A 13,244-nucleotide genomic window follows, 5' to 3' on the forward strand; every position below is an offset into this window, starting at 1 on the left:
CGGGCGCAGGCATTCCCGCAGGAGGAGATTCATGATCTTGACGGCGGGGGGGGCAGCCCGTTCGGGGGCGCGGGGAACTGCGCGAGTGGCCCCCACCGGCCGGCAGCCGAACGACGGTGGTGAAGCCCGAGCACGCCGAAGGGGCCGCACCTCGAAAGGTACGGCCCCTCAGCTATCGGCTATGCCTCAGCGGCGAGCGTTCAGCTCTGGCCACCGGCCAGCTTCTCGCGCAGCGCGGCGAGCGCCTCGTCCGAGGCCAGCGCGCCGGAGTTGTCCGGGCCCTCGGAGGAGTACGAACCGCCACCGGACGCGGCCGGAGCGGCGGCCTCGCCACCCTCGGCAGCGGCCTTCTCGTCCGCCTCGCGGGACTTGATGACCTGCGCCTGGTGCTGCTCGAAGCGCTGCTGCGCCTCGGCGTACTGGGTCTCCCACGCCTCGCGCTGGGTCTCGTAGCCCTCGAGCCAGTCGTTGGTCTCGGGGTCGAAGCCCTCGGGGTAGATGTAGTTGCCCTGGTCGTCGTAGGACGCGGCCATGCCGTACAGGGTCGGGTCGAACTCGACCGCGGACGGGTCGGCACCGAAGGACTCGTTGGCCTGCTTCAGCGAGAGGCTGATGCGACGGCGCTCGAGGTCGATGTCGATGACCTTGACGAAGATCTCGTCGTTGACCTGGACGACCTGCTCCGGGATCTCCACGTGGCGCTCGGCCAGCTCGGAGATGTGGACCAGACCCTCGATGCCCTCGTCCACGCGGACGAACGCACCGAACGGAACCAGCTTCGTGACCTTGCCGGGCACGACCTGGCCGATCTGGTGGGTGCGGGCGAACTGCTGCCACGGGTCTTCCTGGGTCGCCTTCAGCGACAGGGAGACACGCTCGCGGTCCATGTCGACGTCGAGGACCTCGACGGTGACTTCCTGGCCGACCTCGACAACCTCGGAGGGGTGGTCGATGTGCTTCCAGGAGAGCTCGGAGACGTGGACCAGACCGTCGACGCCACCCAGGTCCACGAAGGCACCGAAGTTGACGATCGAGGAGACGACGCCGGAACGGACCTGACCCTTCTGGAGGGTCGTGAGGAACGTCTGGCGGACCTCGGACTGGGTCTGCTCCAGCCAGGCACGGCGGGACAGGACCACGTTGTTGCGGTTCTTGTCCAGCTCGATGATCTTGGCCTCGAGCTCCTTGCCCACGTAGGGCTGGAGGTCGCGGACGCGGCGCATCTCGACCAGGGAGGCCGGGAGGAAGCCACGGAGGCCGATGTCGAGGATGAGACCACCCTTGACGACCTCGATGACGGTACCGGTGACGATCCCGTCCTCTTCCTTGATCTTCTCGATGGTGCCCCAGGCACGCTCGTACTGGGCGCGCTTCTTCGAGAGGATCAGGCGGCCTTCCTTGTCCTCCTTCTGGAGGACGAGGGCCTCGATCTCGTCACCGACGGCGACGACCTCGTTGGGGTCGACGTCGTGCTTGATCGAGAGCTCGCGGCTCGGGATCACACCTTCGGTCTTGTAACCGATGTCGAGCAGGACCTCGTCCCGGTCGACCTTCACGATGACGCCGTCGACGATGTCGCCGTCGTTGAAGTACTTGATCGTCTCGTCGATCGCGGCGAGGAAGGCTTCCTCGTTACCGATGTCGTTGACCGCTACCTGCGGGGTGGTGGCGGTGGTCTCGGTGCTGCTCGTCATGTGGGAAAGGGCTCCGGTACGGACATTGAAGTCGTAGGTACTGCTACGCCGGGAGCCCGTTTCGCTCTGCAGAAGCCGGACAGCCAAGGAAGCGCCACTCCGTAAAACGGTGGCGCCTCGACAACCGAGGGGACATACATACAGATGCGAGCGCAGCCTGCTACGTCTGAGGTGCGCAGGCCCGCAGCGCAACTTGTAGCATACGGGGGCAGCCGGGCAGGGTCAATGCGCGAAGCCGCCCACGCGGGGCGAACGCCGCAAACCCGGCACAAGTCCTGTCGTTCGAGGCCACGCGCGGCGCGCGACGCCCCCCTTTGCGACACCGCCGGGACCGGCCGGGCGGAAGAGCCGCAGACTAATACGAGGGAGCCGATCATCCAAGAGTCCGAAGCGTCCGAGCCCGAGGCCACCCGGCGCGATGCCGGTGCCTCGGAGAGTTCCCGCGCCAATCGTGGCTGGTGGGACCGCAACGCGGACGAGTACCAGGTCGAGCACGGCACATTCCTCGGCGACGACCGCTTCGTGTGGGGCCCCGAGGGTCTGGACGAGGTGGAGGCCGAGCTGCTCGGTCCGCCGGAGGAGCTGAAGGGCCGGGACGTCCTGGAGATCGGCGCCGGCGCCGCCCAGTGCTCGCGCTGGCTGACCGCCCAGGGCGCGCGCCCGGTCGCCCTGGACATCTCGCACCGGCAGCTCCAGCACGCGCTGCGCATCGGCGGTTCCTTTCCCCTGGTGTGCGCCGACGCGGGCGCCCTCCCCTTCGCCGACGGCTCGTTCGACCTGGCCTGCTCGGCGTACGGGGCGCTGCCGTTCGTCGCCGATCCGCGTCAGGTCCTGCGCGAGGTGCGCCGGGTGCTCCGGCCCCGCGGACGTCTCGTCTTCTCGGTGACGCACCCGATCCGCTGGGCCTTCCCGGACGAGCCGGGGCCGGAGGGCCTGTCGGTGTCGGCCTCGTACTTCGACCGCACTCCCTATGTCGAGCAGGACGACGAGGGCCGGGCGGTCTACGTCGAGCACCACCGCACGCTCGGCGACCGCGTCCGGGACGTCGTCGCCTCGGGCTTCCGGCTGGTCGACCTGGTGGAGCCGGAGTGGCCCACGTGGAACACCTCGGAGTGGGGCGGCTGGTCCCCGCTGCGCGGGAACCTGATCCCGGGTACGGCGATCTTCGTGTGCGAGCGGGACTGACGCACGCGCGCGTGGGACCGCGTCCCGGTCGTACGACACTGAGGACGTGATCCGTTACGACGCCCTGGAGTCCCTGCCCGTACGCGGTGCCCTGCCCGCCCTGACCGAGGCGTTGGAAGGGCACGGCACCGCCGTCCTCGTGGCGCCGCCGGGCACCGGCAAGACGACCCTGGTGCCGCTCGCGCTGGCGGGCCTGCTCGGTGAGGGGCCCGGGCGGCGCGTGGTCGTGGCCGAGCCGCGGCGGATCGCGGCCCGGGCGGCGGCCCGGCGGATGGCGTGGCTGCTGGGTGAGAAGCCCGGCGGGAGCGTCGGTTACACCGTGCGCGGGGAGCGGGTCGTCGGGCGGCACACGCGCGTGGAGGTCGTCACGACCGGCGTGCTGGTGCAGCGGCTGCAACGGGACCAGGAGCTGTCCGGTGCCGACGTGGTGGTGCTCGACGAGTGCCACGAGCGGCACCTGGACGCGGACACGGCGGCGGCGTTCCTGTGGGACGTGCGGCAGACCCTGCGGCCGGAGCTGCGGCTGGTGGCCGCCTCGGCGACGACCGACGCGCAGGGGTGGGCGGGGCTGCTGGGCGGGGCGCCGGTGGTCGAGGCGCGCGGCACGGCCCATCCGGTGGAGGCCGTGTGGGCGCCTCCGGCGCGGCCCGTGCGCCCGCCGCACGGGATGCGGGTCGATCCGGCGCTGCTGACCCACGTGGCGTCCGTGGTGCGGCGTGCGCTGGCGGAGCGGGACGGGGACGTGCTGTGTTTCCTGCCGGGCGTGGGCGAGATCGCCCGGGTCGCCGGGCAGCTCGGCGGGCTCGGGGACGTCGAGGTGCTCCAGGTGCACGGGCGGGCGCCGGCGACGGTGCAGGACGCGGTGCTGGTGCCCGGGGAGCGGCGGCGGGTCGTGCTGGCCACGTCCGTCGCGGAGTCGTCGCTGACGGTGCCCGGGGTGCGGGTGGTCGTGGATTCGGGACTGGCGCGTGAGCCGCGGGTGGACCACGCGCGCGGGTTGAGCGCGCTGACGACGGTGCGGGCGTCGCGGGCCGCCGGGCGGCAGCGGGCGGGGCGGGCCGGACGTGAGGCTCCGGGGGCGGTGTACCGCTGCTGGGCGGAGGCCGAGGACGCGCGTCTGCCGCGGTATCCGTCGCCGGAGATCAAGGTGGCCGATCTGACGGCGTTCGCGCTGCAGGTGGCGTGCTGGGGGGATCCGGACGCGTCCGGGCTGGCGCTGCTGGACGGGCCGCCGAGCGGTGCCATGGCGGCGGCACGGGAGGTCCTTGCGGCGGTGGAGGCGGTGGACTCCGCCGGGCGCGCCACGGAGCGGGGTGTCGCTCTGTCCCGGCTCGGACTGCATCCCCGGCTGGGGCGGGCGTTGCTGGACGGGTCCGGCCGGGTCGGGGCGGAGCGGGCCGCCGAGGTCGTCGCGCTGCTCAGCGAGGAGGCTCCGCGAGAGTACGGGGACGACCTGGCGGGTGCCTTGCGTCGTGCTCGGCACGGGGGTGACGCCTATGCGTCGCGGTGGCGCGGTGAGGTCCGGCGACTGCGGGCCGTGGTTTCCGGCGCGTCCCACGCGGCAGCGGCCGAAGCGGGGACGCGGGCGGGCCTCTCCGAGGAGCAGCAGGCCGGGCTCGTGGCCGCTCTCGCCTTTCCCGAGCGGGTCGCCAAGGCCGACGGCGGGTCCTGTCTCATGGTGTCCGGGACCCGTGCCGAGGTAGGGTCCGGCAGCGCGCTGCACGGTGCCCCCTGGATCGCCGTCGCGATGGCCGACCGGCCCGTCGGCAGGGGGCACGCGCGGGTGCAGCTCGGGGCTGTCGTCGACGAGGAGACGGCCCGTGTCGCGGCGGGGGCACTCCTGGAGGAGCGGGACGAGGTCCACTGGGACGGCGGAGACGTCGTGGCGCGGCGGGTGGAGCGGCTGGGGGCCGTGGAGCTCGCGGTGCGGGCGCTCAAGGACGCCGATCCGGGCCTCGTGCGCGCTGCGCTGCTCGACGGGCTGCGGCGGGAGGGGGTCGGGCTGCTGCGGTGGTCGGCGGAGGCCGGTGTGCTGCGGCAGCGGCTCGCCTTCCTGCACCTGCATCTGGGTGAGCCCTGGCCGGACGTGTCCGACGAGGCGCTGCACGCGCGCGTGGAGGAGTGGCTGGAGCCGGAGCTCGGCCGGGCACGACGGCGGGCCGATCTGACGCGGATCGACGCCGGGGAGGCGCTCGCCCGGCTGCTGCCCTGGGCCTCCGGTCAGGCGGGGCGGCTCGACGAGCTGGCCCCGGAGCGGTTGACGGTGCCGAGCGGGTCGCGGGTCCGGATCGACTACCCCCGTCCCGAACAGCCCGTGCTGGCGGTGAAGTTGCAGGAGATGTTCGGGCTCCAGGAGTCGCCCCGGGTCGCCGGGGTGCCGCTGCTCGTGCATCTGCTGTCCCCGGCCGGTCGGCCGGCCGCCGTCACCGCCGACCTGGCCTCGTTCTGGCGGGACGGCTACAAGGGGGTGCGGGCGGAGCTGCGGGGGCGGTATCCGAAACATCCGTGGCCCGAGGACCCGGCGGGTGCCGAGCCGACGCGGCACACCAACGCGCGGCTCAGGCGCTGACCGACGACGGTTTCCGGGCCGCCGCGCGGGCCGGCCCCGAGCGGCGGCGGGCCCGGGCCTCCAGGTACAGCGCGAGGGCGGCCAGGAGGACACCGAGGGCCAGGAAACCCCAGGGCAGGTAGGACGTCATCAGCAGGACGAGCAGCCGCTGGGACTTCACCAGGTCGACCGTGTGCGTGAGGTAGTCCTCGCGCATCTTCACGTGGCCGGCGAACGCGGTCACCTTGTCGCGGTCGCCCAGGAGGGTGCCGCCGCGCAGCTCCTCCTTGTGGATCTCCTCCCCGTACACGGGGGCGCCGGTGAGGGGTTCGACCCAGAACTTGCGGACCGTGGTGTACCAGCGGGTCGTCCCGGTCTTCGCCACCGCCTCGGCGGTCAGGCCCTTGACGGGCAGGGTCTTGGGGAACCGCACCTTGGTCCAGGGGATGGTCTGCTCGAAGTAGTAGACCTCCAGGCCACGGAAGTCACGGGTGCCCTCGTACGTGATGGGCGCGGTGACGCGGGCCTGGGCGTCGAAGTACTCGTAGTCCCGTTTCTCGGTCAGGAAGGGCCACTTGAACTCGATGCCCCGCCGGCGCACGGGGTCGCCGTCGACCATCTCTCCGGTGGCGTGGACGGGCTCCTGGGTGTGGGCGTCGAAGATGTAGCGCTCGGGGATCCTGGAGACCATCGCGCCGTCGGGGCCGACGACATAGGAGAGGCCGTCCCAGACGACCACGTCCCGGCCCGCCGACTCCTCGATCCGCTCGGAGGCCTCCACGTTGCCTTTGAGGGTCTGGACGATGGTGACCTTGGAGACCTTCTCGGCCTTCATCGTGCCGTAGTCGAGGAGGGTGGCGTCCTTCGCCTCCAGGACCATGTCCTGGTACTGGTTCGCGGGGACCTTGGCGAGGCGGGGGAAGACGTACCAGCGCAGGAGCGGGGACAGGGCCGCGAAGAACACGGCGAGGGCGAGCAGGACCAGGCCGGCCTTGCGGCGCATCGCGGCCTCCCTCCCGGGCGGGGCGGTCAGGGGTGTGCGGGCACGGTCGTCAGCAGCGGCTTCGGAGATGTCCCGCCCGAGGGGGAGCCGAGGGCGGTCAGCGTCAGGACCACGGCGAAGGCGAGGGCGAGACCGGTGGCGGCGGCGATGAGGGCGCGCATACGGAGCCTCCCCACGAGCGGCGACGGCCAGAACTGATGAACCGTCAGGTTGTTCGGCACCGTAGCAACGCGCGGCGGAGATGAGAACACGTTGCACACACAACGACGCCCCTCCTTATCGGAGGGGCGTCGTCTGTCGTACCTGGGAGCTACCCGGCCGGGTCGGCCGACGGGCTCGGCGAGGACGTCTCGGCCGCGGCCACGGTCAGTTCGACCGTGAGCGTCGCCCCGCCCGCGGTGGTGATGCGGAGCAGGAACGTGCCGGTCGTGTCGTCCGCGTACAGCTTGGGCAGCCTCAGCAGGCCCTTGGCGTCCGTCTTGAGGCCCGTGAGGGTACGGAGGGTCTTGCCGTCGGCGGCCTTGAAGTAGGGGCCCTTGTCGGTGACGGTCGGGTCGTCCGCCGACTTGACCAGCGTGGCGGTGGCCGCGACACCGTCGGCGACGGCGCCCTTGTACGTGGCCTTCAGCTCGACCTGGTTCGCGAACGTGCCGCCCGGGGCGCAGGTCAGCGCGGCGTCATCGGTGCGGGCGAGGGCGTCGGCGGCGCGTTCGGTGACCGTGGCCTTGTAGTCGAGACCCGGGACGGCGCGGCCCACCACGGTGGCGCGGACGGTGACGGTCCCGGTCTTCTCCCCCGCCTGCAACGCGGGTGCCACGGCCACGCCGGAGCTGTTGGTAACGACCGTGGCCACGTCCTCGCCGCCGGTGAAGGTGGTGTCGGTGTCGCCGACGATGGTGAAGCGGACCCTGACCTTGGCGACGGCCTTTCCGGCCTCCGTCTCGGCGCGGGTGCTGATCCGCCGGTCGAACGCGTCGCCGGCCATGGCGGCGAGCTTCGCGGTGCCGGCGTCCTCCAGGTGGTCCACCGTGTCGGTGGGGGTGGGAGGTGTGGTGGGCGGCGTGGACGGCGTGCCGGGCGGTGTCGTGGGCGGCTTCGAGGGCGCCGTGCCGCCACCGCCGGGCTTCTGCGGTGTCCCGGGCTTCTCGGGCTTGGGCTTGGGCTTGGGTCCGGGCGTCGAGCCGGCCGGGGTCGTCGCACCCGGGACGGTGGGCGTCGGGCTCGCGCCCGCGCCGTCGTCGCTGCGGTTGCCGGGCAGTGTGCCGGTGCCGTCCGGGACCTCGTGCGCGCCCTTGCGGTAGTAGTCCAGCCACCGCATGACGAGGTTCAGGTAGTCCCGCGAGTTGTTGTAGCTGAGGATCGCCCGGTCGAGCTCGCTCTGCTGGGACAGGTCCCAGTTGTTGCGGCACAGGTAGTGGCCGGCGGCGAGCGCGGCGTCGTAGATGTTGTTGGGGTCCTTCTTGCCGTCGTCGTTGCCGTCGCGGCCGGCCCAGGCCCAGGTGGAGGGGATGAACTGCATGGGGCCGACGGCCGAGTCGTACGTGCTGTCGCCGTCGTACGCGCCGTCGTCGGTGTCCTTGATGAGGGCGAAGCCGTTGCCGTCGAGCTGCGGGCCCAGGATCTTCTTGATGGTGGTGCCGTCGGCGTCGACCCGGCCGCCGCGGGCCTGCCCCGACTCCACCCGGCCGATGGCCGCGAGGAGTTGCCAGGGCAGGTTGCAGCCGGGCTTGGCCTCGCGCAGCGAAGCCTCGGCCTTCTTGTAGGCGTCGAGGACGGTTGCGGGGATGCCGGATTCCGTGGCGCCCGTGCCGCCGGGGCCGGGACCCGTGGACGGAGACGGATTCGGGCTCTTCAGCGGGGGCAGGTCCGTGTAATAGGGCGAGTTGCCGGTGGCGCTGTCGTCGGAGGCACTCGCTTCGGGTGAGGGGGTGGCGTCGGCGGCGGTCTGTCTGCCGTGGTCGTTCACGCCCGGAGCCTGGGAGGCGGACAGCGCCGCGACCGCCACCGCGGCCACGGCGGTGGTCGCCGCCCCCTTGCGCAGCCTCCTGCCGAATTGCGCCGCCATAGAGTGAACCCCTCCCGTGGACGCCCGAGCGTCCGTCTACGTCTGCAGTGTTCGCCCTGTTGTGACGATCCAACCGCCCGAGGGGTTGCCCTCCGGCGGCCACAACTCTGTTCTCTTACGTGTTCTGCACTTGACCGCGGTCACGCGTTCGACACGCTCCCCGCGCAACGACTCTGGCGACCCTACGACAACTTCTTTTACCCGGGCACCCGTTCGTGACCGTTTTTCACCAGTTGGCCATGTGCGCCGGTGACATCGGCCGGCAGGACCACATCCCGCATACTGGGCCACTGACCGCCGGACACTCCGGCCGGGTGCAACGACCGTCGCGAGGAGCCGAGTTGCCGTTCACGCTGAGCCATGCGGCAGCCGTACTGCCCGCCGTCCGCACCGACGGCACCGGCCGGGGCCCCCTGGTCCCCGCCGTGCTCGTGGCGGGTTCCTTCGCACCCGACATGACCTACTACGCGGCAAGTGTCCTTACCGGGGCCATGGAGTTCGGTGACATCACGCACGGGTTCCCGGGTGTGTTCACGGTCGACGTGCTCATCGCCTGGGCGCTGGTGGGGTTGTGGCTGCTGGTGCGTGAACCGCTCGTCGCGTTGCTGCCGCGGGCCCGGCAGGGGCGGGTGGCGTCCCTGCTGCGGTGCGGGGCACCTCGCGCGCGGGTGCGGCCCGCGCTGGTGGCGCGGTGGTACGCGTCCGCCGTGCTCGGTGCGTCGACCCATGTGGTGTGGGACGCGTTCACGCACCTCGACCGGTGGGGCATGCGGCTGTTTCCGGTGCTGGGCCGGGAGGTGGCGGGCTCACCGCTGTACTGGTACCTGCAGTACGGCGGTTCGGCGGTGGCCGCCGTCGTGATCGCCGTGTTCGTGGGGCGCGCGCTGCGGCGGGCGCCCAGGGGCGAGCCGGTCGGGGTTCCCGCGCTGGCGGTACGGGACCGGTGGGCGGCCGCCGCCGTGATCTGCGGCTTCGCGTTGGTGGGGGCGGTGCAGCGGGCATCGCGGTGGTGGGCGTACTGGGGCCCGGCCGCGAAACCGTGGGAGATCATTCCGACGGTGTGCTTCGGCTCGGGCGCGGGCCTCGTCCCGGCGCTGCTGCTCTACGCCATGGTGGTCAGGGTGCGGCGTCCGGTTCCGGTCCCCGCTGGTCCGGCCCCTGCCGCCGATGCGGAGCCGAGTCGTCCGGCCGCTCGCTGACGAAGCCGTCGCTCGTCGTGATGTACACGGTGATGCTGGTGCGTACCGGGCGGGGGCGTGGGAGCAGGGTGAGGACTTGGGCCAGGTAGTCACGGGCGAGCCGGACCCAAGGGCGACGACAGGGTCTGCGCGGCCTTTCACGGCTGCCGGGTGGATCCGCGGTGACGCTGTGGGGGGCGGCCCGATCGGTACGGGTCGGCGTGGCGTCGGTGCCGCCGAGGCCGGTCAGAACGGCCAGCGCTTCGGTGCCGTCGAGGGCGGCCAGGGTGTCGGTGCCGAGGAGCCCCGTCAGGACGGCCAGCGCGCCGGCACGGTCGAGACCGTAGAGGGCAGCCACAGCGTCGGCCCCGGCAAGTCCGGTCAGGGCCGCCAGCGCGTCGGCGGCGACGACGGCGTGAGCGGGGGCCGGGCCGCCCGCCCCGGGCACAGCAGCCGTCACGGCAGGGTCACCGGTGCCGGTGGGCCGTCGTCGGGCGGCGGCCAGGCGTTGCCGGAGGTCCGCCGTGGCCTGGCGCAATGCCGTACCGAAGGTGACGGGGACGCGAACCGTACTCGCGGCGGCCTCGAACGCCGGGACCGGCTGCACTGCCACGCCTGGGCCCGTGCGGCTGAGGAGCGTGCGTATACCCATGCCCCGCATCTTTGCGACCGGCGGGGGCGGGGGCGCTTTCTCGGGGGCCACGCGAGTGACGTTTTCCGCGGCGTCGGGACGGGCCGGTGACCAGGAGATCCTGACGCCCCGGCTCGCCCCGCCCCCAGTGCCCGGCTGGCCCGGCCGCAGGCCTAGTGCGCCGCCGACTCCCAGTCCGGGCCCGAGCCCACCGAGACGCCCAGGGGGACGCGGAGGTCGACGGCGTTCGCCATCTCCCTGCGGACCAGTTCCTCGGCGGCGGACCGCTCCCCGGGAGCGATCTCCAGCACGATTTCGTCGTGCACCTGGAGGAGCATGCGAGAGGTGAGGCCGGCGTCCTTCAGGGCCTCGTCCACCCTCAGCATGGCGATCTTGACGATGTCGGCCGCCGTGCCCTGGATGGGTGCGTTGAGGGCCATCCGCTCGGCGGCCTCGCGGCGCTGGCGGTTGTCGCTGTTGAGGTCGGGGAGGTAGCGGCGGCGGCCGAAGAGCGTCGCCGTGTAGCCCGTCGCCCGGGCCTCGTCGACCGCCCGGCGCAGATAGTCCCGTACGCCGCCGAACCGCTCGAAGTACGCGTCCATCAGGGCGCGGGCCTCCGCCGCCTCGATGTTCAGCTGCTGGGAGAGGCCGAACGCGGACAGGCCGTAGGCCAGGCCGTACGACATGGCCTTGATCTTGCGGCGCATCTCGGCGTCCACCGCCGTCGGCTCGACGGCGAAGACCTGGGAGGCGGCCGTGGTGTGCAGGTCCTCGCCGGAGGTGAACGCCTCGATGAGGCCCTCGTCCTCGGAGAGGTGCGCCATCACACGCAGCTCGATCTGGCTGTAGTCGGCAGTCATGAGGGACTCGAAGCCCTCTCCGACGACGAAGCCGCGGCGGATGGCGCGGCCCTCGTCGGTGCGGACCGGGATGTTCTGCAGGTTGGGGTCCGTCGAGGACAGGCGGCCGGTGGCGGCGACGGTCTGGTTGAACGTGGTGTGGATGCGGCCGTCCGCGGCGATCGTCTTGATCAGGCCCTCGACGGTGACCCGCAGCTTGGCCTGCTCGCGGTGGCGGAGCATGATCACCGGAAGCTCGTTGTCCGTCTGCGTGGCGAGCCAGGCGAGGGCGTCGGCGTCCGTGGTGTAGCCGGTCTTGGTGCGCTTGGTCTTGGGCAGGGCCAGCTCGCCGAAGAGGACCTCCTGGAGCTGCTTGGGCGAGCCCAGGTTGAACTCGTGCCCGGCTGCGGCGTGGGCCTCCTTGACCGCCTGCTGGACGGCACCGGCGAACATCTGCTCCATGGCCTCCAGGTGGGGCCGGTCGGCCGCGATGCCGTGCCGCTCCATACGAGCGAGCAGGGCGGACGTGGGCAGCTCCATGTCACGCAGCAGGTCCGCGGCGCCGACCTCCTCCAGGCGGCTCTCGAAGGCCTGGCCCAGGTCGAGGACGGCACGGGCCTGGATCATCAGGGCCTCGGCCTCGGCGCCCTCGTCCGCGCCGAAGGCCAGCTGGCCGTCGGCCGCGGCGGCAGGGGTGAGCTCGCGGTGCAGGTACTCCAGGGACAACGCGTCCAGATCGAAGGAGCGGCGGCCCGGCTTGACCAGGTACGCGGCCAGGGCCGTGTCCATGCGCACGCCCTCGACGCTCCAGCCGTGCTCGGCGAAGACGCGCATGGCGCCCTTGGCGTTGTGGAGGATCTTGGGCCGCCCGGCGTCGGCGAGCCAGGCGGCGAAGGCCCGCTCGTCGGCCTCGTCCAGCTGGGAGGGGTCGAACCAGGCGGCGGGGCCTTCGGCCGCGGCGAGGGCGATCTCGGCGACCGAGCCGGTGCCGAGGGCCCAGGTGTCGACCGTGGCGATGCCGAGGGGTCCCGTGCCGTGCTCGGTGAGCCAGGCGGGCAGCTCACCGGTGCCGAGGACCGTGCCGTCCAGCTCCACGCCCTCGGCGCTGATCGGGGTGGTCTCGGCCTCCTCGGCGCCCGGGTCGACGGCGAAGAGCCGCTCGCGCAGCGACGGGTTGCGGATCTCCAGGGTGTCCAGGATCATCGCGACGGCCTTGCGGTCGTAGGCGGCCCGCTCCAGGTCGGTGACGCCCTTGGGCAGCTCCACCCGGCGCTCCAGCTCGGTGAGCCGGCGATTGAGCTTGACGGACTCCAGGTGGTCGCGCAGGTTCTGGCCCGCCTTGCCCTTGACCTCCTCGACGCGCTCGACGAGCTCGGCGAACGAGCCGAACTGGTTGATCCACTTCGCGGCGGTCTTCTCACCGACGCCGGGGATGCCGGGGAGGTTGTCGGAGGGGTCGCCGCGCAGGGCCGCGAAGTCGGGGTACTGCGCGGGCGTCAACCCGTACTTCTCGAACACCTTCTCCGGGGTGAAGCGGGTGAGCTCGGAGACGCCCTTGGTCGGGTACAGCACCGTGGTGTGCTCGCTGACCAGCTGGAAGGAGTCCCGGTCGCCGGTGACGATCAGCACCTCGAAGCCCTCGGCCTCGGCCTGGGTGGCGAGCGTGGCGATGACGTCGTCGGCCTCGAAGCCGTCCACCGCGAAGCGCTGGGCGCCCATCGCGTCCAGGAGCTCGCCGATCAGCTCGACCTGGCCCTTGAACTCGTCCGGGGTCTTGGAGCGGTTCGCCTTGTACTCCGTGAACTCCTGGGACCGCCAGGTTTTGCGGGAGACGTCGAAGGCGACCGCGAAGTGCGTGGGCGCCTCGTCGCGCAGCGTGTTGGCCAGCATCGACGCGAAGCCGTAGATCGCGTTCGTCGGCTGGCCCGTCGCGGTGGTGAAATTCTCCGCGGGCAGCGCGAAGAACGCGCGGTAGGCCAGCGAGTGCCCGTCCATGAGCATCAGTCGCGGCCGGCTGCCGCCGGAGGTCTGGTCGGTCGTCTTCGATGCTGTCTCTGCCACGCCCCCGATCCTGCCACGCCCCACTGACACTCAGCCCCGC

At 72.1% G+C, this 13,244-nt stretch carries 9 protein-coding genes; 3 read left to right on the forward strand and 6 right to left on the reverse strand.

The features are described 5' to 3' along the window. Nucleotides 1-200: 200 nt before the first annotated feature. The gene (gene rpsA, locus ACIQU3_RS24255) at nt 201-1,694 is read right to left on the reverse strand and encodes a 30S ribosomal protein S1 (RefSeq protein WP_366709539.1); all 1,494 of its coding nucleotides are present in this window, start codon (nt 1,692-1,694) and stop codon (nt 201-203) included. A 225-nt stretch (nt 1,695-1,919) separates the two neighbouring features. Here rpsA and ACIQU3_RS24260 point away from each other — a divergent pair, with 225 nt between their 5' ends. Beyond that, a complete protein-coding gene (locus ACIQU3_RS24260) occupies nt 1,920-2,879 on the forward strand; it encodes a class I SAM-dependent methyltransferase (protein ID WP_403729743.1) in 960 nt (319 codons plus the stop codon). A 46-nt stretch (nt 2,880-2,925) separates the two neighbouring features. Continuing rightward, nucleotides 2,926-5,448: an ATP-dependent helicase HrpB gene (hrpB, locus tag ACIQU3_RS24265; protein ID WP_403927691.1), complete on the forward strand. Its 2,523-nt coding sequence runs from the start codon at nt 2,926-2,928 to the stop codon at nt 5,446-5,448. Here the strand turns inward: hrpB and ACIQU3_RS24270 are convergent. From ACIQU3_RS24270 to ACIQU3_RS24280, 3 genes are all read right to left on the reverse strand, one after another. Further along, nucleotides 5,438-6,430 (reverse strand): DUF3068 domain-containing protein, encoded by a 993-nt coding sequence (locus ACIQU3_RS24270; RefSeq protein WP_403927694.1) that lies wholly within the window; start codon nt 6,428-6,430, stop codon nt 5,438-5,440. The genes hrpB and ACIQU3_RS24270 overlap by 11 nt on opposite strands. Nucleotides 6,431-6,456: 26 nt before the next feature. After that, nucleotides 6,457-6,591 carry an SPW_0924 family protein gene (locus tag ACIQU3_RS24275; RefSeq protein ID WP_107426737.1) on the reverse strand — a complete coding sequence of 45 codons (135 nt, stop codon included), beginning with the start codon at nt 6,589-6,591 and terminating at the stop codon, nt 6,457-6,459. Between the two features lie 149 nt (nt 6,592-6,740). Further along, entirely contained in the window at nt 6,741-8,495 is a 1,755-nt protein-coding gene (locus tag ACIQU3_RS24280) for a lytic murein transglycosylase (protein ID WP_403927696.1), read from the reverse strand. 341 nt (nt 8,496-8,836) lie between these two features. Here ACIQU3_RS24280 and ACIQU3_RS24285 point away from each other — a divergent pair, with 341 nt between their 5' ends. After that, on the forward strand, nt 8,837-9,694 hold the full coding sequence (locus tag ACIQU3_RS24285; RefSeq protein WP_403729729.1) for a DUF4184 family protein: 858 nt from the start codon (nt 8,837-8,839) through the stop codon (nt 9,692-9,694). On the opposite strand, the gene ACIQU3_RS24290 is transcribed toward ACIQU3_RS24285, so the two are convergent. Together ACIQU3_RS24290 and polA are read right to left on the reverse strand one after the other, a co-directional pair. Next, nucleotides 9,612-10,325: a hypothetical protein gene (locus ACIQU3_RS24290; protein WP_403729727.1), complete on the reverse strand. Its 714-nt coding sequence runs from the start codon at nt 10,323-10,325 to the stop codon at nt 9,612-9,614. The genes ACIQU3_RS24285 and ACIQU3_RS24290 overlap by 83 nt on opposite strands. Before the next feature lie 152 nt (nt 10,326-10,477). Beyond that, entirely contained in the window at nt 10,478-13,204 is a 2,727-nt protein-coding gene (polA, locus tag ACIQU3_RS24295) for a DNA polymerase I (RefSeq protein ID WP_403729722.1), read from the reverse strand. Nucleotides 13,205-13,244: the final 40 nt, after the last annotated feature.

This window comes from Streptomyces sp. NPDC101110 (genome assembly GCF_044759525.1).
GTDB lineage: Bacteria > Actinomycetota > Actinomycetes > Streptomycetales > Streptomycetaceae > Streptomyces.

Excerpts from the sequence above, each read along its gene's own strand:
- rpsA (WP_366709539.1), bottom strand. The coding sequence starts at position 1,694 with ATGACGAGCAGCACCGAGACCACCGCCACCACCCCGCAGGTAGCGGTC.
- ACIQU3_RS24260 (WP_403729743.1), top strand. The coding sequence starts at position 1,920 with ATGCGCGAAGCCGCCCACGCGGGGCGAACGCCGCAAACCCGGCACAAG.
- ACIQU3_RS24270 (WP_403927694.1), bottom strand. The coding sequence starts at position 6,430 with ATGCGCCGCAAGGCCGGCCTGGTCCTGCTCGCCCTCGCCGTGTTCTTC.
- ACIQU3_RS24275 (WP_107426737.1), bottom strand. The coding sequence starts at position 6,591 with ATGCGCGCCCTCATCGCCGCCGCCACCGGTCTCGCCCTCGCCTTCGCC.
- ACIQU3_RS24280 (WP_403927696.1), bottom strand. The coding sequence starts at position 8,495 with ATGGCGGCGCAATTCGGCAGGAGGCTGCGCAAGGGGGCGGCGACCACC.
- ACIQU3_RS24290 (WP_403729727.1), bottom strand. The coding sequence starts at position 10,325 with ATGGGTATACGCACGCTCCTCAGCCGCACGGGCCCAGGCGTGGCAGTG.